Source organism: Ancalomicrobiaceae bacterium S20 (genome assembly GCA_040269895.1).
In the GTDB taxonomy this organism is placed as follows: Bacteria; Pseudomonadota; Alphaproteobacteria; order Rhizobiales; family Ancalomicrobiaceae; genus Methyloraptor; species Methyloraptor flagellatus.
Genome location: CP158568.1, coordinates 56,900 through 76,814, shown reverse-complemented (window position 1 = coordinate 76,814; position 19,915 = coordinate 56,900). Strand labels below are relative to the sequence as shown.

21 protein-coding genes are annotated in these 19,915 nt (G+C 66.5%); 12 read left to right on the top strand and 9 right to left on the bottom strand.

Annotated elements, in window-relative coordinates:
• Positions 1–388: 388 nt before the first annotated feature.
• Positions 389–1,975 (bottom strand): sigma-54 dependent transcriptional regulator, encoded by a 1,587-nt coding sequence (locus tag ABS361_00365; protein XBY44802.1) that lies wholly within the window; start codon positions 1,973–1,975, stop codon positions 389–391.
• A 327-nt stretch (positions 1,976–2,302) separates the two neighbouring features.
• Between ABS361_00365 and ABS361_00360 the strand changes: the two genes are divergently transcribed.
• The 9 genes from ABS361_00360 (at position 2,303) to ABS361_00320 (ending at position 11,013) form a co-directional block, all read left to right on the top strand.
• Positions 2,303–4,138, top strand: a complete 1,836-nt coding sequence (locus tag ABS361_00360; protein ID XBY44801.1) for a M3 family oligoendopeptidase — start codon at positions 2,303–2,305, stop codon at positions 4,136–4,138.
• 121 nt (positions 4,139–4,259) lie between these two features.
• On the top strand, positions 4,260–5,165 hold the full coding sequence (locus ABS361_00355; protein ID XBY44800.1) for a DUF3445 domain-containing protein: 906 nt from the start codon (positions 4,260–4,262) through the stop codon (positions 5,163–5,165).
• Positions 5,166–5,269: 104 nt separating this feature from the next.
• Entirely contained in the window at positions 5,270–5,494 is a 225-nt protein-coding gene (locus tag ABS361_00350; GenBank protein XBY44799.1) for an AbrB/MazE/SpoVT family DNA-binding domain-containing protein, read from the top strand.
• A complete protein-coding gene (locus ABS361_00345; GenBank protein ID XBY44798.1) occupies positions 5,491–5,907 on the top strand; it encodes a type II toxin-antitoxin system death-on-curing family toxin in 417 nt (138 codons plus the stop codon). The genes ABS361_00350 and ABS361_00345 overlap by 4 nt, the downstream gene beginning before the upstream one ends.
• 143 nt (positions 5,908–6,050) lie before the next feature.
• A complete protein-coding gene (locus ABS361_00340; GenBank protein ID XBY44797.1) occupies positions 6,051–7,406 on the top strand; it encodes an AarF/UbiB family protein in 1,356 nt (451 codons plus the stop codon).
• A gap of 159 nt (positions 7,407–7,565) precedes the next feature.
• Positions 7,566–7,694 carry an aa3-type cytochrome c oxidase subunit IV gene (locus ABS361_00335; GenBank protein XBY44796.1) on the top strand — a complete coding sequence of 43 codons (129 nt, stop codon included), beginning with the start codon at positions 7,566–7,568 and terminating at the stop codon, positions 7,692–7,694.
• A gap of 280 nt (positions 7,695–7,974) precedes the next feature.
• On the top strand, positions 7,975–9,105 hold the full coding sequence (locus ABS361_00330; GenBank protein ID XBY44795.1) for a Re/Si-specific NAD(P)(+) transhydrogenase subunit alpha: 1,131 nt from the start codon (positions 7,975–7,977) through the stop codon (positions 9,103–9,105).
• A gap of 14 nt (positions 9,106–9,119) precedes the next feature.
• On the top strand, positions 9,120–9,602 hold the full coding sequence (locus ABS361_00325; protein ID XBY44794.1) for a proton-translocating transhydrogenase family protein: 483 nt from the start codon (positions 9,120–9,122) through the stop codon (positions 9,600–9,602).
• Between the two features lie 13 nt (positions 9,603–9,615).
• Positions 9,616–11,013, top strand: a complete 1,398-nt coding sequence (locus tag ABS361_00320) for an NAD(P)(+) transhydrogenase (Re/Si-specific) subunit beta (protein ID XBY44793.1) — start codon at positions 9,616–9,618, stop codon at positions 11,011–11,013.
• 110 nt (positions 11,014–11,123) lie between these two features.
• Here the strand turns inward: ABS361_00320 and ABS361_00315 are convergent, their stop codons facing one another.
• From ABS361_00315 to ABS361_00305, 3 genes are all read right to left on the bottom strand, one after another.
• Positions 11,124–11,855 (bottom strand): amino acid ABC transporter ATP-binding protein, encoded by a 732-nt coding sequence (locus ABS361_00315; protein XBY44792.1) that lies wholly within the window; start codon positions 11,853–11,855, stop codon positions 11,124–11,126.
• Entirely contained in the window at positions 11,852–12,514 is a 663-nt protein-coding gene (locus tag ABS361_00310; protein ID XBY44791.1) for an amino acid ABC transporter permease, read from the bottom strand. Before ABS361_00310 ends, ABS361_00315 begins: the two co-directional genes overlap by 4 nt.
• Before the next feature lie 80 nt (positions 12,515–12,594).
• Complete coding sequence (locus ABS361_00305; protein XBY44790.1) at positions 12,595–13,347, bottom strand: ABC transporter substrate-binding protein; 753 nt, start codon at positions 13,345–13,347, stop codon at positions 12,595–12,597.
• Between the two features lie 626 nt (positions 13,348–13,973).
• Between ABS361_00305 and ABS361_00300 the strand changes: the two genes are divergently transcribed.
• Positions 13,974–14,609, top strand: coding sequence for a hypothetical protein (locus ABS361_00300; protein XBY44789.1), 636 nt, complete (start codon positions 13,974–13,976; stop codon positions 14,607–14,609).
• Between the two features lie 43 nt (positions 14,610–14,652).
• On the opposite strand, the gene ABS361_00295 is transcribed toward ABS361_00300, so the two are convergent.
• From ABS361_00295 to purE, 4 genes are all read right to left on the bottom strand, one after another.
• On the bottom strand, positions 14,653–15,525 hold the full coding sequence (locus ABS361_00295) for a tetratricopeptide repeat protein (protein XBY44788.1): 873 nt from the start codon (positions 15,523–15,525) through the stop codon (positions 14,653–14,655).
• 585 nt (positions 15,526–16,110) lie between these two features.
• Positions 16,111–16,338 (bottom strand): 30S ribosomal protein S21, encoded by a 228-nt coding sequence (rpsU, locus tag ABS361_00290; GenBank protein ID XBY44787.1) that lies wholly within the window; start codon positions 16,336–16,338, stop codon positions 16,111–16,113.
• A 316-nt stretch (positions 16,339–16,654) separates the two neighbouring features.
• Entirely contained in the window at positions 16,655–17,740 is a 1,086-nt protein-coding gene (locus ABS361_00285) for a 5-(carboxyamino)imidazole ribonucleotide synthase (protein ID XBY44786.1), read from the bottom strand.
• Positions 17,733–18,230: a 5-(carboxyamino)imidazole ribonucleotide mutase gene (purE, locus tag ABS361_00280; GenBank protein ID XBY44785.1), complete on the bottom strand. Its 498-nt coding sequence runs from the start codon at positions 18,228–18,230 to the stop codon at positions 17,733–17,735. The genes ABS361_00285 and purE overlap by 8 nt, the downstream gene beginning before the upstream one ends.
• Positions 18,231–18,291: 61 nt before the next feature.
• Here purE and ABS361_00275 point away from each other — a divergent pair, with 61 nt between their 5' ends.
• Positions 18,292–19,089 (top strand): GGDEF domain-containing protein, encoded by a 798-nt coding sequence (locus ABS361_00275; protein XBY44784.1) that lies wholly within the window; start codon positions 18,292–18,294, stop codon positions 19,087–19,089.
• Positions 19,090–19,136: 47 nt separating this feature from the next.
• Here ABS361_00275 and ABS361_00270 read toward each other — a convergent pair whose 3' ends face one another.
• On the bottom strand, positions 19,137–19,343 hold the full coding sequence (locus ABS361_00270; GenBank protein XBY44783.1) for a DUF465 domain-containing protein: 207 nt from the start codon (positions 19,341–19,343) through the stop codon (positions 19,137–19,139).
• A 342-nt stretch (positions 19,344–19,685) separates the two neighbouring features.
• Between ABS361_00270 and ABS361_00265 the strand changes: the two genes are divergently transcribed.
• Positions 19,686–19,862 carry a DUF465 domain-containing protein gene (locus ABS361_00265; GenBank protein XBY44782.1) on the top strand — a complete coding sequence of 59 codons (177 nt, stop codon included), beginning with the start codon at positions 19,686–19,688 and terminating at the stop codon, positions 19,860–19,862.
• The last annotated feature ends 53 nt before the right edge of the window (positions 19,863–19,915 follow it).

The window sequence follows — 19,915 nt, the reverse complement described above, 5'->3', positions numbered from 1 at the left end:
GGCAGCCGCCGGGGCTTCGACGGGAGTACCGGCAATCGCCGGGTCAGTCGCCTGCGCGGCAACGCTCGGCGGAGCCTCGGTCGCGGCCGGAGCCTCGGGGATGTCGCGATCGTGGTCGTCGCAGATGCCGGCGTTGTGGCCGCAGCCGTTTCAGGCGCGGCCGTGGGCGCAACAGCCGGCACCGTTCCGGTCGCGGCAGCCGGGGCCGGCGGCTCGGACTGGGCCGATGCGGCGGCGGCGAGCGAACCCGCCAACGCGGTGCCGATCAAAAGGGACGACCAGAATTGCCTCGTCATAACTTCCTCCCGACGACGGCGACTACCGTCGAGACATCCTCAGAAATGTCGGATCCGAACGTGTTTCAACTGATATTCCCGTCAGGACACCCCTATTCGGCCGCTTCCGCGCCCGGTGTGTCGTCCAGACCATAATCCTTGAGCTTCCGGTAGAGCGTCGAGCGCCCGATTCCCAGTCGCTTCGCCACTTCCGTCATCCGACCACCGTAATGGTCGATGGCGATCCGGATTATTTCTTCCTCGATCAGCGCCATCGGCCGGACATGGCCGTGCTCGTCGAGCGAACGCAGGAAGCCGAAGGGCGCCGGGCCCGAGCCGCTGGCGAAACTGCCCGGCGCCGGCGACCAGCCCGACATCGGGCTGGCGGGCCCGGCGGCGACGCCACCGCCGGCAGCCGGCATCGCGGCCGGCGCGGCCGGAGCCGCGACCACGGCCGACGCGCGCGGCGTCTGGATCACGATCGGCTCCGAGGAGACGACCCGGATCGGTGTCGACACCTGCGCGGCGATCTGGGGGAATTCCTCCGCCGTCAGGAACGGTCCGTCGCCGAGGATGACCGCCCGGAACACCGCGTTCTCGAGCTGGCGGATGTTGCCCGGCCAGTCGTAGGCCTGCAGCAGCGCCACCGCCTCCGGCGTCAGGCCGACGATGTTGCGCCTGCCTTCTTCGGCCGAGAACCGCGCCACGAAGTGCCGCGCCAGATCCGGAATATCCTCTTTCCGCTCCCTGAGCGGCGGCACCCAGATCGGGAACACATTGAGCCGGTAGTAGAGGTCCTCGCGGAACCGGCCCTCCTTGGTCATGTCGAGCAGGCTGCGGTTGGTCGCGGATATCAGCCGGAAATCGACCTTGATCGGCCGGCGGCTGCCGATCGGATCGACCTCGCTCTCCTGGATGGCGCGCAGGAGCTTGACCTGGATCTCGGGCGCGAGTTCGCCGACCTCGTCGAGGAACAGCGTGCCGCCGCTCGCTTCCTGGAATTTGCCGACATGCTTGTCGACGGCGCCGGTGAAGGCGCCCTTCTCGTGGCCGAACAGGATCGACTCGACCAGATTCTCCGCGATGGCGCCGCAGTTGACCGTCACGAACGGCCGCGAGCGCCGTTCCGACGAGCCCTGGATCGCCCGGGCGATCACTTCCTTGCCGACGCCGCTCTCGCCCTCGATCAGGATCGGGATCGACGAGGCCGCGGCGCGCTCGCCGAGCCGGATCACCCGCTCCATGGCGGGCGAACGCGTGACAAGATCCTTGAAGGTCAGCGTGCCGGCGGCGGCCTTGCGGATGCGCTGCACCTCGCCCTCGAGTCGGGCGACCTTCAGCGCGTTCTGGATCGAAACCTGCAGCCGCTCGGGGCTGACCGGCTTCACGACGAAGTCGAACGCGCCGGCGCGCATCGCCGAGACGACCACGTCGATGCCGCCCTTGCTCGTCTGCACGATCACCGGCACCGAGACACCAGCCTCGCGCAGCCGGCCGAGCACGCCCATGCCGTCGAGGTCGGGCATGACCAGATCGAGCACGACGAGCTCGATATCCTGCGCCTCGGACCCGGTCAGCACGCGCACGGCCTCGACGCCGGTCTCGACCACCGTCGGCTGATAGCCGAACCGGCGCACCGCCTCTTCGAGAAGCCTGCGTTGGACGGGATCGTCGTCGACGATGAGGATGCGTTCGGCCATGGGACCTCGGGTCTGCGAGGGCGCGGTTCGGAGAAACCTGCCGGCACGGAAACCATCCCGTGCCAAAACGGGATCGAGCCTCGCCGGATTCGGTTAACCGGAGCTAAACGCCGCGCCTCCTTGCGGGACCATCAACAGTTTTTGACCCGGAGAGTGAACGGCTCGCCATCACTTCTCCCGGCGGCAGCGGCTCCCCATTTAACCGATCGACGCCCCTGACCGCGGCACCCGGCGCGCCCGCGGAGTTGCCGACCTCCGACCGGCGCTCTAAAACCGGGCGAGCCCGCGCTTCCCCGCCTTTCTTTCTCGATCGAGGCCTTGTCCCGCATGATCCAGAGCCCCCGCTCCGTCGCCGCCCCCGCCCCTGCCGCCTCGGCCACCACCGATCTCGGCGCCCTGCCGGAATGGAACCTCGCCGACCTCTATCCCTCGATGGACGGGCCGGAGCTGACGGGCGACGTCGAGCGCGCGATCGCCTGGACCAAGGAGTTCGAAGCCAAGGCCAAGGGCAGGCTCGCCGGCCTCTGCGAGGCGGGCGACGCCGAGGCGCTGCTCGGGCTCGTCAAGGAATACGAGGCGATCGCCGAACTGACCGGCCGCATCGCCTCCTATTCGAGCCTCGTCTACTGCGGCGACACCACCGACCCGATCCGCGCCAAGTTCTACGGCGACCTGCAGGACAAGCTGACCACCGCGTCGACCAGCCTGATCTTCTTCGAACTGGAGCTCAATCGTCTGCCCGACACCGCGATCGACGCGCTGATCGACAAGAGCGCCGCGCTCGCCCATTACCGGCCGTGGTTCGAGGACATCCGCAAGGAGAAGCCGCACCAGCTCTCCGACGAGATCGAGCAGCTCTTCCACGAGAAATACGTCACCGGCCGCGCCGCCTGGAACCGGCTGTTCGACGAGACCATCGCCTCACTGCGCTTCAAGGTCGGCGGCGAGACGCTGGCGCTCGAACCGACGCTGAACTTCATGCAGGACCCGGACGAGGCAAAGCGCAAGACGGCCTCGCAGGCGCTCGCCGAGACCTTCGGCGAGAACCTGCGCACCTTCGCGCTGATCACCAATGTCCTCGCCAAGGACAAGGAGATCTCCGACCGTTGGCGCAAGTTCGACGACATCGCCGACGCGCGCCATCTGTCGAACCGCGTCGAGCGCGAGGTCGTCGATGCACTGGTCGCGGCGGTGCAGGCCGCCTATCCGCGCCTGTCGCATCGCTATTACGCGCTGAAGGCCAAGTGGCTCGGCAAGGACGTGCTGGAACACTGGGACCGCAACGCGCCGCTGCCGCGCGAGACCAACCGCGTCATCCCCTGGGGCGAGGCGAAGTCGACGGTGCTCGACGCCTACGGCCGCTTCTCGCCGCAGATGGCCGATATCGCCCGCGACTTCTTCGACAAGAACTGGATCGACGCGCCGGTGCGCCCCGGCAAGGCGCCGGGCGCCTTCGCGCATCCGACCGTGCCGTCGGCGCACCCCTATGTGCTGGTCAACTACCAGGGCAAGACGCGCGACGTCATGACCCTCGCCCATGAGCTCGGGCACGGCGTGCACCAGGTGCTCGCCGGCCCGAACGGCGCGCTGATGGCCCCGACGCCGCTGACGCTCGCCGAGACGGCGTCCGTGTTCGGCGAGATGCTGACCTTCCGCAGCCTGCTCGACCGCGCCGCCTCGCCGGCCGAGAAGAAGATCATGCTCGCCTCCAAGGTCGAGGACATGATCAACACCGTCGTGCGCCAGATCGCCTTCTACACCTTCGAGCGCCGGGTCCACACCGAGCGCAAGGCCGGCGAACTGACCGCCGAACAGCTCGGCAAGATCTGGCTCGACGTCCAGGCCGAGAGCCTCGGCCCGGCGATCCGGCTCAATCCCGGCTACGAGACGTTCTGGACCTACATCCCGCACTTCATCCATTCGCCGTTCTACGTCTACGCCTACGCTTTCGGCGACTGTCTGGTGAACTCGCTCTACGCCACCTACGAGAAGGCGGAGACCGGCTTCCAGGACAAGTACTTCGCCCTGCTCAAGGCCGGCGGCACCAAGCACCACAAGGAGCTGCTCGCCCCCTTCGGCCTCGACGCGACCGATCCGGGCTTCTGGTCCATGGGCCTCGGCGTCATCGAGCGCATGATCGGCGAACTGGAAGCGATGGGATGAGATCGATACGCGCGAGGCGCGGGGCTGACCGTTCGTCATCCCTGCCCCGCGCATAACAGCGGTTTGCATTCGAAACGGGCATGATACTTCTCAAGGCAAATCCCCGAGCCAGAGAGCCGTCATGCCCGCCTTCGCGCACGCGCCCTATGCCACCGCCTACAAGCCCTTCTCGATCGGTCTGACCCCGCTCGACCTGAAGGACTGGCTGCTGCCCGACGAGCGGCTGCTCACCGATCTCGCCGAGAAGGACGCACTTCTCGCCGAGAAGCGCGATATCGTCTTCGCCGAAGAGCCCGATACACGCGCCTCGCAGCGGGAAGTGCTCGACCTCGTCGTCGCGCATCTCCTGGCGCATTTTCCCGAGCGATACCGGCGCGACGGCGCGACGATCGTCATCGACGGCACCCGCCGCGTCGCCCTCGACGCCGACGAGGCACCCTTCCTCGTCGCATCGCGGCTGATGCAGGAAGACCTCGTGCTGATGGGGCCGAGCGACAACGGCTATCGCCTGATCGCCGCCGCGCTCTGCTTTCCTTCAGCCTGGTCCTTGCGTGAAAAATTCGGCCAGAACCTCGACGGCATCCACGTGGCCGTGCCCGGCTATGCCGACGGCATGGGCGCGCGCATGAACCGGATCTTCACCGCGCTGAAGACCGAACTGCCGGTCTGGCGTTGGAACTGGTCGATCTATCCCGACCCGGTGCTGCATCACCCGGAATCGAAGGCCCGCCCGCGCGACTGGTTCGGCCGTCGCGACGACGAGGCCTTCATCCGCATCGAGCGCCAGACGCTGCGCCGTCTGCCCGGCACCGGCGACATCCTGTTCACGATCAAGGTGGCGACCGACCCGATCGCCGAGTTCCGCACCCATCCGGAGGGCGCGCGCATGGCCGCGGGCCTGCGCGATCAGGTGCTGATGCTTTCGGAGGACCAGCTCCGCTACAAGGCGCTCGCCGAGCACCGCGACGCGATCGCCGCCCGGCTCGCGGAGATCGCAGAGGAAGCCGCGACACCCGTCTCGGCCTGAGCGCAAGTTCACGATTTGGTTGTCCGAACGCAGCACCACGCGTGTTGTACATTGCGTATAACGACCCGATCCGTTATACGTTTCGTACAACACGAGGTGCTGTCATGAAGCTCGAAGTCAAGAAGATCGGCAATTCGACGGGCCTGATCCTGCCGAAGGAGCTGCTCCAGGATCTCAATCTGGCCCAGGGCGACGTCCTGCATGTCAGCAAGCAGCCCGATGGCAAGATCGTGCTGGCCAAACGCGACGACCAGTTCGAGCGCGGCATGGAGATCGCCCGCAAGGCGATGAAGACCTACGAGAATGCTCTCCGGGAGCTGGCCAAATGACCGAGATCGTTTGGTTGACGACCGATCTCGTCGTGGCCATCCACGACGAGCAGTTGGCTCGTTTCGGGGGACCGCCCGGGATCCGGGATGTCGGCATGTTGGAATCCGCGCTCGGGCGCCCGCTCAACAAATACGCCTATGGCGAGGTCGACCTGGCCGATCTCGCTGCGGCATATGCCTTCGGTTTGGCGCGCAACCATCCCTTCGTGGATGGAAACAAGCGTGCAGCACTGCTGGCTCTCGTGACCTTTCTCGGTCTGAACGGGGTCGATTTCATCGTGCCCGAAGCCGAGGCTGTGGTCGCCATGCAGAACCTCGCGGCCGGCTCCCTGCCCGAGGAAGGCTTGGCCCAATGGGTTCGGGACCGGATCGATGAGCGCCCGACCTACCCGGCCGGCTTTCACGAGGACTGACAAGCGCGGTCGTACGCCGGTGCCTCCCGACCGATCCACGATCGCTCAGGAGGCGTATCGGGGCTCGTATCGGGGGCTCGGACGGCCTATGTGAAGGCTGTCCGAGCCCCCGCTCATCCGGCCCTATCCCGAGGTCCTGCCCCATGGCGTCCGACGACGAGAAGAACCGCCTCTCCGGCCGGCTCGGCCGCTATGTGCGTGTCGGCACCGGGGTCGGGGCGACCGCGGCGCGGATCGCCGGCGCGCGGCTCTTCGGCGAGGCGGACCTCCGCAAGGAAGGCGAATTGCTCGCCAGTGCCCTCGGCACGCTGAAGGGCCCGTTGATGAAGGTGGCGCAGCTGCTCGCCACCATCCCCGACGCCGTGCCGCCCGAGTGGGCGGCCGAGTTGATGCGCCTGCAGTCCGACGCGCCCCCCATGGGGTGGGCTTTCGTCAAGCGGCGCATGATCGCCGAACTCGGCATCGGCTGGGAGAAGCGCTTCGCCAGCTTCGAGACGCAGCCCTCGCATGCCGCCTCGCTCGGCCAGGTTCACAAGGCGACCGGGCTCGACGGTCAGCGGCTGGCAGTGAAGCTGCAATATCCGGACATGGAATCGGCGGTCGAGGCCGACCTGTCGCAGCTCGGCCTGCTGTTTTCGATGCACGCCCGCATGCGGCCGGCGATCGATACGTCCGAGATCAGGCAGGAGATCGGCGACCGCATCCGCGAGGAACTCGACTACACGCGCGAGGGCCGGCACATGCGGCTCTATGGCGGGATCTTCCGCGACGACCCGCTGATCCGCGTGCCGGAGCGTATCGAGGCGCTATCGACGAAGCGCCTCCTGACCATGACCTGGCTCGACGGCGGCCCGCTGCTCGCTCACAAGGCCGATCCCCAGGAGATCCGCAACCGGCTCGCCAGTGCGATGTTCCGCGCCTGGTGGTATCCGTTCTCGCACTACGGGGTCATCCACGGCGACCCGCATCTCGGCAACTACACGGTCTTCGCCGAGGACGGTGCGCCGGCCGGCATCAACCTGCTCGACTACGGCTGCATCCGCATCTTCCCGCCCGCCTTCGTCGAAGGCGTGATCGAACTCTATCGCGGCCTGCTCGCCGACGACCGCGACCGCATCGTCGCGGCCTACGAGCGCTGGGGCTTCCGCGGCCTCGACAACGAACTGGTCGACATCCTGAACATCTGGGCGCGCTTCATCTACGGACCGCTCCTGACCGACCGCGTGCGGCGGATCGCCGACGGCGTCTCGCCTGCGGAATATGGTCGCAAGGAAGCCTCGCGCGTCGCGGCGGCGCTGAAGGCCAGGGGGCCTGTGACGGTACCGCGCGAATTCGTGTTCATGGACAGGGCGGCGATCGGCCTCGGCGGCGTGTTCCTGCATCTCGATGCGGAACTGAATTTCTACCGACTGTTCAACGAGCAGATCGAGGCCTTCGATCGCACGGAGCTGACCAAACGGCAGTCCGAGGCTCTGATCGGCGCCGGCTTGGCCGGCTGAGCGCCCGCCGGACACCGCTCCGGGGCGCGAAAAATCAACCTAATGGACAATGGGCACGCCCGCAATCCGGGCAGAGTGTGCGTTGCCGCGTATCGGCTTCTCTCCTATAAAGACGCCGTCGAGTTCCGATCGAACGGACCAACAAGGAAGGACACGCCGATGGCCGATCATCCGACCATGGACTACGCCGAACACGAGCGCACCTACAAGATGTTCGTCGGCCTGACGAAATGGGGCACGATCTCGCTCGTCGTCCTGCTCGCGCTCATGGCCGCCTTCCTGCTCTGAAGAAGAGCGCCCGGCCGAACCGCGGCGAGGGGCCGCCGACTCGACAGGCAAGATGGACGACGAAGGCGGCTTCCAGCCGCTCTTGGACCGAAGGCGGCCTCCAGCCGCCCTTGGCAACACCGGTCTCGCCGGCGCCGGAACGGGTCGGCGCCGTGGCAGCACAGGCAGCCGCCGGCGAGACCTTCGAGCGCTCGGGCTCTAGAGTCCGCGATAAGCGGCATGAGAGCGCATCTCGGCGGCAAGGACGCTGCCCACTCCAGGCATCGAGGGGGTTCAACCCATGAAGATTGCGGTCCCTATGGAACGCGATCCGGTCGAGGGTCGCGTCGCGGCCACGGCCGAGACCGTGAAGAAGCTGAAGGCACTCGGTTTCGACGTCACCGTCGAGACCGGAGCCGGCACCAAGTCCCGCATTCCGGATGCGGACTATGAAGCCGTCGGCGCGACCATCGCGGCCGATGCGGCGAGCGCGGCGGCCGGCGCCGACGTGATCCTCCGGGTCCGCCGGCCGACCGCCGAGGAAGCCGCCGCCTACCCGGCCGGCGCGTTGGTGATCGGCATGCTCGATCCCTACGGCGCCAAGGAAGCCATGCAGGATCTGGCCTCCAAGGGCCTGACCACCTTCTCGATGGAGTTCATGCCGCGCATCACCCGCGCCCAGGTCATGGACGTGCTGTCGAGCCAGGCGAACCTCGCCGGCTACCAGGCCGTGATCGACGCGGCCGCGACCTTCGATCGCGCCTTCCCGATGATGATGACCGCCGCCGGCACGATTCCGGCCGCGCGCGTCTTCGTCATGGGCGCCGGCGTCGCCGGTCTGCAGGCGATCGCGACCGCCCGCCGCCTCGGCGCCGTGGTGACCGCGACCGACGTGCGCCCGGCCGCCAAGGACCAGGTCGAATCGCTCGGCGCCAAGTTCGTCGCCGTCGAGGACGAGGAATTCAAGCAGGCCGAGACCGCGGCCGGCTACGCCAAGCCGATGTCGGCCGAGTATCAGGCCAAGCAGGCCGCGCTCGTCGCCGAGCACATCAAGAAGCAGGACGTGGTGATCACCACCGCGCTGATCCCCGGCCGTCCGGCGCCGAAGCTCGTCTCCGCGGCGATGGTCGCCTCGATGAAGCCGGGCTCCGTGCTGATCGACCTCGCGATCGAGCGTGGCGGCAACGTCGAGGGCGCGGTCGCCGGCGAGATCGCCGAGGTGAACGGCGTCAAGATCGTCGGCCACCTCAATGTCGCCGGCCGCATCGCGGCCTCCGCCTCCTCGCTCTACGCCCGCAACCTCTATGCCTTCCTGGAGACCCTGGTCGACAGACAAGAGAAGAAGCTCGCGGTCAATTACGAGGACGAACTCGTCAAGGCGACGCTGGTCACCAAGGACGGCCAGATCGTCCATCCGGCGCTGGCGAACTGAGAGGGGCTTGAACCATGGCTGATACCGCTATCCGCGCCATCGAGCAGGCCCGCCAGGCCGCCGATGCCGCGACGCTTGCGGCGAACAAGGCCCACGAGGCCGTCAACGCCGCATCCGCGTCCGCGCATTTCTCCAATATCGACACCATCGCCGACGGCGCGGCCGCCGCGGCCCATGCCGCGTCCGGCGGCGTGATCGACCCCTTCGTGTTCCGCCTGTCGATCTTCGTGCTGGCGATCTTCGTCGGCTACTACGTCGTGTGGTCGGTGACCCCGGCGCTGCACACGCCGCTCATGTCGGTCACCAACGCGATCTCGTCGGTCATCGTGGTCGGCGCGCTGTTGTCGGTCGCGGTTCCGGTGCTCGCCGACGGCTCGACGCCGATCGCGGCGCGGATCTTCGGCTTCCTGGCCCTGATCATGGCGAGCGTGAACATCTTCGGCGGGTTCCTCGTGACCAGCCGGATGCTCGCCATGTACAAGAAGAAGCAGCGGTGAGGAGGACGGATCCATGAGTGCCAACATCGCCGCGACGCTTTATCTGGTCGCCGCCGTCCTGTTCATCATGAGCTTGCGCGGCCTTTCGAGCCCTGAAACCTCGCGTCAGGGCAATCTCTACGGCATGGTCGGCATGGCCATCGCCATCGTCGTCACGCTGATCGCGGCCCGGCCCTCGATCGGCTCGGCGGCGCTGATCGTGCTCGGTCTCGGCATCGGCGGCGGCTTCGGCGCCTATGTCGCCCGCAAGATCGCCATGACCGCGATGCCGCAGCTGGTCGCGGCCTTCCACAGTCTGGTCGGCCTTGCCGCCGTGTTCGTCGCCGCCGGCGCGCTCTATGCCCCGCAGGCCTTCGGCATCGGCACGATCGGCCACATCCATGGCGGTTCGCTGGTCGAGATGGTGCTCGGCGTCGCCATCGGCGCGATCACCTTCACCGGTTCGGTCATCGCCTTCGCCAAGCTCAACGGCAACATGTCGGGCAAGCCGATCCTGCTGCCGGCGCGCCACATCATCAACGGCGGTCTCGCGATCCTGCTGGTGATCCTGATCATCGCCTTCGTGCGCACCGAGAACCATGCGCTGTTCTGGCTGATCACGCTGCTCAGCCTCGTGCTCGGCGGCCTGATCATCGTGCCGATCGGCGGCGCCGACATGCCGGTCGTCGTGTCGATGCTGAACAGCTATTCGGGTTGGGCGGCGGCCGGCATCGGCTTCACGCTCGGCAACTCGGCGCTGATCATCACCGGTGCGCTGGTCGGCTCGTCGGGCGCGATCCTCAGCTACATCATGTGCAAGGGCATGAACCGGAGCTTCATCTCGGTCATCCTCGGCGGCTTCGGCGGCGAGACCGCCGCGGCGGCCGGCGGGGCCAAGGAGGCGCGGCCGGTCAAGCAGGGCTCGGCCGAAGACGCGGCCTTCATCATGAAGAACGCCTCGAAGGTCATCATCGTGCCGGGCTACGGCATGGCGGTCGCCCAGGCCCAGCACAGCCTGCGCGAAATGGCCGACAAGCTGAAGCACGAGGGCGTCGAGGTGAAATACGCGATCCACCCGGTCGCGGGCCGCATGCCCGGCCACATGAACGTGCTGCTCGCCGAGGCCAACGTGCCCTACGACGAGGTGTTCGAGCTCGAGGACATCAACAACGAGTTCGCGCAGGCCGACGTGGCTTACGTCATCGGCGCCAACGACGTGACCAACCCGGCGGCCAAGACCGACCCGGCCTCGCCGATCTTCGGCATGCCGATCCTGGACGTCGAGAAGGCCAAGACCGTGCTGTTCATCAAGCGCGGCATGGGCTCGGGCTACGCGGGCGTCGAGAACGAGCTGTTCTTCCGCGACAACACGATGATGCTGTTCGGCGACGCCAAGAAGGTCACCGAAGAGGTGGTGAAGAACCTCGGCTGAGGCCACTTCCATCACACATGCAAAGAGAAAGGCCGTCCGGGCGACCGGGCGGCCTTTCTGCTTTGTGGTCGATTGCTTGCCGGGATGTCGTCTTACGGGCCCCCGCCCGCTCAGACGTGCTCCAGCACCCGGCGCAGAAAATCCTTGGTGCGCGGGTGCCGCGGCTTGGTCAGCACTTCGCGCGCCACGCCCTCCTCGACGATGCGGCCGCCGTCGAGGAACAGCACCCGGTCGGCGACGTCGCGCGCGAAGGCGATCTCGTGGGTGACGACCATCATCGTCATGTGCTCCGCCGCCAGCGACCGCATCACCGACAGCACCTCGCCGACCAGTTCCGGATCGAGCGCGGAGGTCGGCTCGTCGAACAGGATCGCCTTCGGCTGCATGGCGAGCGCGCGGGCGATCGCCACGCGCTGCTGCTGGCCGCCCGAAAGCTGATGCGGATAGGAGCCGGCCTTGTCGGCGAGACCGACGCGCTCGAGCAGCGCCATCCCGCGCGCCCGCGCCTCGGCGGCCGGCTCGCGCTTGACGTAGATCGGCCCCTCGACGACGTTCTCGAGCGCCGTTCGATGCGGGAACAGGTTGAAGCGCTGGAACACCATCGAGACATGGACGCGCACATCGACGATCGACGGCTTGGCGCGGTCGACCCGCTTGCCCTCGACGCGGATCTCGCCGCCCTGATAGGATTCCAGCCCGTTGATGCAGCGGAGCACGGTCGACTTGCCCGAGCCCGACGGCCCGATCAGGCACACCACCTCGCCCTTGGAGACGCTGGCCGACAGGCCCTTGATGACCTCGACCGGGCCGTAGCTCTTGTGCAGGTCGTCGAGTTCGATCATCGCCGGTCCCCCTTGCGTCCCTGCTTCTCGAGCCGCCCGACGAGCAGGATCAGCGGCACGCACATCACCAGATAGATCAGCGCGACGAGCGAGAACACCGACGCGTTCTTGAAGGTCGAGGCCGCGATCAGCTTGCCCTGCAGCGCCAGTTCCGCGACCGTGATGGTCGAGGCCTGCGAGCTGTCCTTGAGGATCATGATCATGGTGTTGCCATAGGACGGCAGCGCGATCCGCGCCGCCTGCGGCAGGACCACGCGGCGCATGGTCAGCCACCAGCCCATGCCGATCGACTGCGCCGCCTCGAGCTGACCCTGATCGATCGCCTCGATGCCGGCGCGGAAATTCTCGGCCTGATAGGCGGAATAGGCGATGCCGAGGCCTATGATCGCGGCTTGCAGCGCTGTCAGCGCGATGCCGAAATCCGGCAGCACGAAGTAGATGTAGAACAGCTGGACGATGATCGGCACGCCGCGGATCACGTTGATCAGCCCGGCCACGGCACGGCCGAGGACCGGGTTGCCGCCGACGCGGATCAGCGCCCAGACGAGGCCGAGCACCGTCGACAGGATCAGCGAGCCGATGGTCACCGCGATCGTGAGCCACAGGCCCTGCAGTAAGATCGGCGTGAACTCGACGGCGTCTTTGACAAAGGATTCCAAGCGGCTTCTCCCGACACGCGGCGGATCAAGATCGGATCGGCGCGCGGCCGGCAGGCGGCCGCGCGCATCGGGCTACGCCCTCAGAGGCCCCACTTCTTGATGATCGCCGCCAGCCGCCCGTCCGCCTTGATCTTGGCGATCGCCGCATTGAACTTCGGCAGCTTGTCGTCGCCCTTGCGCAGGCCGATGCCGATCTGGCCGTTCACCAGCGGCTTGTAATCGGTGACGATGCGCAGGGTCGGAAACTGGCCCTGGCCCATCTGATAGGCGATGACCGGATAGTCGATGAAGGTGGCCTTGATCCGCCCGTTCATGACGTCGCGCATCATGTCCGGGCCGGTGTCGTAGACCTTCACCTCGGCGAACACGCCGGCGTTCTTGAGCGGGTCGACGAAGGCGGTGCCGACCTGGGCGCCGACCGTCTCGCCCTTGAGGTCGGCGAGTTCCTTGTAGGCCTTGGTGTCGGACTTCGCGACCACCATGGCCTCGCCGTAACCGTAGACCGTGTCGGTGAAGTCCATGATCTCCTTGCGCTTCTCGGTCGCGAACATGGCCGCTGAGATCACGTCGATCTTGTTGGAGGTCAAGGACGGGATCAGCGCCGAGAACGCCATCGGCTCGATCTGGATCGTGTAGCCCGTCTCCTTGCCGACCTCGTTGATGATGTCGACCATGACGCCCTGGATCGTGTTCGTCTTGGTGTCGAGGAAGGTGAACGGAATGCCGGTCGGCGTCGAGCCGACCTTGAGGACCTCGGCCGCCTGCGCAGGCACCGCTGCGGCCAGACCGACAACCAGCGCGAACCGACGAAGAAGCGTAGAACGGAGCAACATCCCGCAGTCCTTTCCTGAAGCGCGCGGACCACCACCGCGCCTTGCCCGTCACAGTAACGTGACGACGAAGCTGACAGCGCCTCGCTGGAGGACCAAAAGAGAGAAAAACTCCGTTATCGGATAAAGAAACGGCACAGTATGCCGAAGCCAAGAAACGGCGCACCAATGCCGTGCATAGGACAGCAAATTCACCCATCAACAATCATGGGTATTGGAGCGCAATACCTAGACAAGACGGACTGCATTATTCTGGAATGTGAGGAACGAGGCAGCATACTGCATTGCGAGAGTGCAACCTGCCGAACGCAGACGGCCGCAGCCGATCGACCAGCGCCTCTTCCTGGGAGGCAACCGACCGTCGGAGGAAGCGCGCGAGGCAGGGTGTTGCTTCTTGACGAGGCGCCCCACCAGAACGCTCCGGTCGGCGATGAACAAAGAGTTACGTAGAACCACAATCGTAGGACGCAGAACGGGGAGCTAACATCGCTCACGGCATGAACGGAGCGAGACCCCTGATGATCCGCATTCTCGACAGAGATCCGCCAGCGGCCGACAAGAACCAATAGCCTGACATCACCGACGAACTGAGCGCCCGATACAAGACGATCCAGGCACTCTCGTCCTTCATGAATGACAACCTCAATCACAAGGCGCTACTCGTCGACATAGCAATTGAGAAGGCTCATCGAAAGCTGACGCAACGAGCGAATAGTTACTTCACCCTTGGAATGATATCGCTCGCATTTTGCATGACAATATCGATTGCGTTCGCCGGATACCTTTTCCTTGCACTGCCTTCCCCGCGAATCGAAGCCCCATTTACAAACGAACTATACAATTTCATCTTGATACTCATAAAGAGAATCACCGCCGGAGGCATCGTTCTGGGTATCAGCTATATCCTCGCGGCCAACGCGAATTCATGCTTCAGGGAATCGACGATCCTGCTGCACCGCCGCCACGCTCTCAGGTACGTGAGGCTCGCCCTCATTAGCGAAGGCAAGATACCAGTAAAAGACCTTCGCGATATATTCGGGCTCGATGACGTCACCAATACCGGTTTCGACAAGATCAAGGTCGAGTCCATTCGTGACAATCTGATCGGCAAGTTGATCGATGCGGTCGGGACGGCTTCATATCCGGCACGCCAGGGCATCGGCGATGCTTGGAAAAAGAAGAAATCTGCCACGCAGGTAGAGGACGAGCCGGACAGTATTCACTCACCGCCCCGCCCGGCGACGTCGGGCTCTACACCACTTTGACGCAGACCGGGACCGCACGTCAAAGCACTCGGCGCTCTGCCGATCAGAACGTCTGCCCGCCCTGGCGGCGGACGCATTCCTTGGCGTTCTGGTTGTTGGTGTCGAGCGACGCGGCACGCTGGCAGGCGGCGAGCGCGTCCTGTTTGTCGCCGAGGATTTCCTGGGCGAGACCGCGGTTCAGCCAGGCTTCGCCGAAGTTGCGGTTGTTGTTCAGCGCGGCGTTGAAGTCGTCGAGCGCGCCCTTGGCGTCACCGCCGGCGAGCTTGATCATGCCCCGGCCGTTGAACGGCTCGGCGGCGGAGGCGTCGCGCTCGATCGCCGAGGAATAGTCCTTCAGCGCGCCCTGGCTGTTGCCCTGCGCCTGCTGCACGATGGCGCGATTGTGGTAGGCGGCCGGGCTCTGCGGATTGAGCTGGATCGCCTGGCTGTAGTCGGCGTAGGCGCGGTCGAGCTGGCCGAGCTGACGGAACACGTTGCCGCGGCCGACATAGGCCTGATCGTAGGACGGGTTGATCTCGATCGCGCGCGTGTAGTCGGCGAGCGCCTTGTCGAGCTGGCCGAGCTGGCGAAACACCAGCGCGCGATTGGCGTAGGCCTGATGGAAGTTCGGATCGAGCCGGATGGCGGCATCGAAATCGGCGAGCGCGAGCCGCGTGTCGCCGGCGCGGGCATAGGCGGCGCCGCGGATGTTGAGCGCGCCCGGATCGCGCGGATTGGCACGGACCACTTCGGTCAGCGAGGCGATGTTCGCCTGCGAGCCGACGCCGCCGTCACCCTCGACCGGAGCATAGCCTCCGCCACCGCCGCCGCCGACCGTCCCGGCGCAGCCGGCGACGAGGCCGGCGAAGAGGACGACGGCCGAGGCCGAAACGGCAAAGCGGAGACGGCCCGAAACGGGCTTGGGCGAAGCGGTCATCGTGTTCTTCGGACCTCGTGGTCTTGACGGATCGGCTGACATGGCACGGCCACGTTCGCGTTGCGGCATCGGACTGTCCCCTGGCCCGGCATTACCGCGCCGCGCCGTCCATCGCAACCGCACCCGCCCCTTGCGACTGCCTGAGGAATACGGATTTTCCGGGGCGCCGCAAGGAAATCACGCATTGGGTCTCGACAGGGGGGCGTCCACGTTCCGCCGTGATGCCCCGGCCCGCGTCGAACGCGGCCGCTTGATGGCCGTCCCAACCCGACCTGAGCCCCCCATGCCTGCGCCTTGTCATGCCCGGGCTCGCCCCGGGCATCCAGAGCGGCAGCGCCTCAAAAGGCAGAACCAAAGCGTGCAGAAATCCAAACGTGCGAAGAGGCCCGACGCACGGGATTGCCGGATCAAGCCCGGCGATGACAATGGATCGGTGGCGGTTCGGAGGAACGCGGCATCATTGCCGGTGATCGCCGGCACCCCGGCCGACGCAGGCCGCGCGCGGCATCGCCCGTGGCTCGCCTGAGAGCCGAGCCTGCCGCACGCATTGGAGGCGGAGACGACAGGAACAGACCCACCGGCCGCTCACCCACGCGGCACGTGGACCGCGGCGAGGCCTTCGCGCTGGGCCCGCTTGCGGGCCAGCTTCCGCGCCCGGCGGACGGCCTCCGCCTTCTCACGGGCCTTCTTCTCCGAGGGCTTCTCGTAATGCCCACGGAGCTTCATTTCGCGGAAGATGCCTTCGCGCTGCATCTTCTTCTTGAGGGCGCGGAGCGCCTGATCGACGTTGTTGTCGCGAACGAGTACCTGCACGCGCTCGATCCCGTATCGATGGTCGGACGATGCTTCCGACCGGTCGAACGCGGCGAGGCCGGAACCCGAAGGGACCAGAGGCCGGCGACACCCGAGGTCCGTCCGGCCGAAGCCCCACGAAGTCCGGGATCACAGCGAGACGTCGGCCCGAGGGCGATCCTCGCCACCATGACGCGCAATCCGTCGGCAAGCCCTGGTAAGATAGCAGAAATCCGAAAGGAGTCCACCGGACACCCTGCCCGAAATGGCTACATTCCGCCATTTTCGCCGGCAGATGACCGGTCGGCGAAGCGGCTCGAGGGTTTGCGGCCGAAGCTCAGACCCGTCGCGGCGTGATCCGGTTGACGTGACCCATCTTGCGGCCGGCGCGCACCTCGGACTTGCCGTAGAGATGCAGGCTCGCGCCCGGCTCGGCGAGGATGCGCGGCACGGCCGCGACATCGTCGCCGATCAGGTTCTCCATCACCACGTCGGAGTGCCGCGTCGGCGCGGCGAGCGGCAGGCCGGCGACCGCGCGCATGTGCGCCTCGAACTGCGAGATCACGCAGGCCGTCTCGGTCCAATGACCGGAATTGTGCACGCGCGGTGCGATCTCGTTGGCGACCAGCGTCTCGCCGTCGGCGCCCTCGACCACGAACAGCTCGACCGCGACGACGCCGACATAGTCGAGCGCCTCGGCGACCTTGGCGCCGATCGCCCGCGCCGCCGCCGCCGTCGGCTCGGAGATGTCGGCCGGCACGCGCGAGAATTTCAGGATGTGGTCGCGATGCTCGTTCTCCGGCACGTCGAAGGTGATCGAGGTGCCGTCGAGCCCACGGGCGGCGATGACCGAGATCTCGCGCGCGAAGGGCACCAGACCCTCGAGGATCGCCGGCGCGCCGCGCATCGCCTCGATCGCGGTGTCGACGTCCTGCGGACCGCGGATCTTGACCTGGCCCTTGCCGTCATAGCCGAAGCGACGGGTCTTCAGGATCGCCGGATAGCCGATCTCCTCGAGCGCCGCCGCGAGTTCGGCCTTGTCGAGCACGGCGCGGAACGGCGCGGTCGGAATGCCGAGACCGGAGAGGAAGGTCTTCTCGGTCAGACGGTCCTGCGACGTCTCGAGCGCGAGACGGCCCGGACGCACCGGCACGCGCGCCTCCAGGAAGGCCGCGGTGGCGGCGGGCACGTTCTCGAATTCGTAGGTGACGACATCGACCGAGGCGGCGAAATCCGCGAGCGCCTGCTCGTCGTCGTAGTCGGCGATGAAGGCCTCGCGCGCGACGTCGAAGGCCGGGCTCGCCTCGTCGGGGCAGAACACCACCGAGGCGAGACCGAGACGGGCTCCGGCGAGCGCCAGCATGCGGCCGAGCTGGCCGCCGCCCAGAATACCGACGGTACGGATGGTCTTGGTCTCAGACATGGTCGGCCGGTTTCTCCGCGACGGTATCGGTCTGGCGCAGACGCCAGGCATCGAGCCGCTCGGCGAGCGCGGCATCGCCGAGCGCGAGCACGGCGGCGGCGAGCAGCGCGGCATTGACCGCGCCGGCCTTGCCGATCGCGAGCGTGCCGACCGGAATGCCGGCCGGCATCTGCACGATCGACAGGAGGCTGTCCTGACCCTTGAGCGTCTTCGATTCGACCGGCACGCCGAACACCGGCAGCGGCGTCAGCGCCGCCGTCATGCCCGGCAGATGCGCCGCGCCGCCGGCGCCCGCGATCACGACCTTGAACCCGGCCGCCTTGGCGCCGCGCGCGAAGTCATAGAGCCGTTCGGGTGTGCGATGCGCCGAGACGATCCGCGCGTCGAAGGCGACGCCGAGCGCGTCCAGCGTCTCCGCCGCGTGTCGCATGGTCTCCCAGTCCGACTGGCTGCCCATGATGATCGCGACCGGTACCGTCGGATCGGCCATCTCCACCCCCGCCTGCCCGGGCATCCGCCGGGAAAGCGCGCGATATAGAAGATAGCCCCCGTTGGCGCAAGGCGAAGATCCTGCTAAACACCTGCGCAATAGCGAGGGACACGCCGACGTCACGGGCCGGGAGACCGTGGTGACGGGCCCTTGCTCCCCCGCGATTTTCCCCCAGACATGGCCGCCGGCAATGAACACCGAGCGCGATACGTCTTATGACGCCGACAGTTTGACGCCCGTACGCCTCCTCGAGGGGATGGACGCCGCCGAGCCGCCGCTCGACGGTGACGATCCCGCGCTGTTGCGGGCGACCATCGCGCGTCTCAGGGCCGGCATCGCCTCGCGCGACCGGCGCATCCTCGAACTGGAGGCGATCGCGCATGCCGACGAGCTGACCGGCCTGCTCAATCGCCGCGGCTTCCTGCAGGAACTGGAGCGCGCGATCCAGCTGTCGCGCCGCTACGGCATGGTGACGTCGCTGCTCTACATCGACCTCGACGGCTTCAAGACGGTCAACGACCAGTTCGGCCATTCCGCCGGCGACGCGGCGCTGGCCAAGCTCGCCGAGCGGCTGACGGGCGCGTTGCGCACTTCGGATATCGTCGGCCGCCTGGGCGGCGACGAATTCGCCGCGCTGCTCTGGCGTTCCGACGAGGCGCGCGCGCGGATGACGGCCGAGCGGCTGATCCGCGCGATCACCGCCGAACCGATCGCGACACGCCGCGGACCGGCCCGCCTCGGCGCCTCGATCGGCGCAGTCGAGATCGGCCCGGACGACACTGCCGCCGCCGTGCTCGCGCGGGCCGACAAGGCCATGTACGCCGACAAGAACAGCCGACGCCCGCGTTACGAAGGCTGACGTCCGCATCGAAGGGTCGCGACGGTCGAGCTACGGACGACCGACGATCACGCGATGATGTCGGGGACGAGGCTGTCCTCGAGATGGGTGATCCGATCCTTCAGCACCAGCTTCTTCTTCTTCAAGCGCTGGATGGTCAGATGGTCGCCGCGTCCACTGTCGATCAACGCGTCGATGGCGGCATCGAGATCGCGGTGTTCCTGGCGGAGACGCACGAGTTCGCTATGAATTTCCTTGAATTCGTCTTCCGTCATGGCACCGGAAACCACCGAGAACTGAAACCACCGAGAACTGACTGACGACCGATAGTCACGAACGCTGAGGTCCGCGACCGGAAGCCGGGGGCTTGAGAATCGCCCGGTGCATGCCGCAGCGGCGCCTCTCTCGGTCGTGAGCATAACCCATCGTGGACGATTTGGCAGGGCCTTGCGCAAGCGCTCGACAGTTTTGCTAACGCCCCCCGCACGATCGTGCGAGCCGTCACCAATTTGTTAACTGAGAGCTTGGCCGGCAAAGGGGCTGCCCCCACCTTTCCCGTTGCAGGACACGAACGATGTGTCATGCTTCTGTCGTCAAGCAACAGGGAGGCTTGAGCAATGTCCATCGAATCGCATGTTGCGGAACTCGAACGCCGCCACGCGGCCCTCGAAGCCCAGATTCGTGAAGCTGTGTCTCATCCCAGTGCCGACTCGCTCGAAATCGCCGACATGAAGCGCCGCAAGCTCCAGCTCAAGGAACAGATCACCAAGCTGAGAGACGCAACGATCCACTGACCCCTGCAGCCACTGGCCGCGCGAAGGGTCGTCGGAGAGGCCGAAACGCCCCG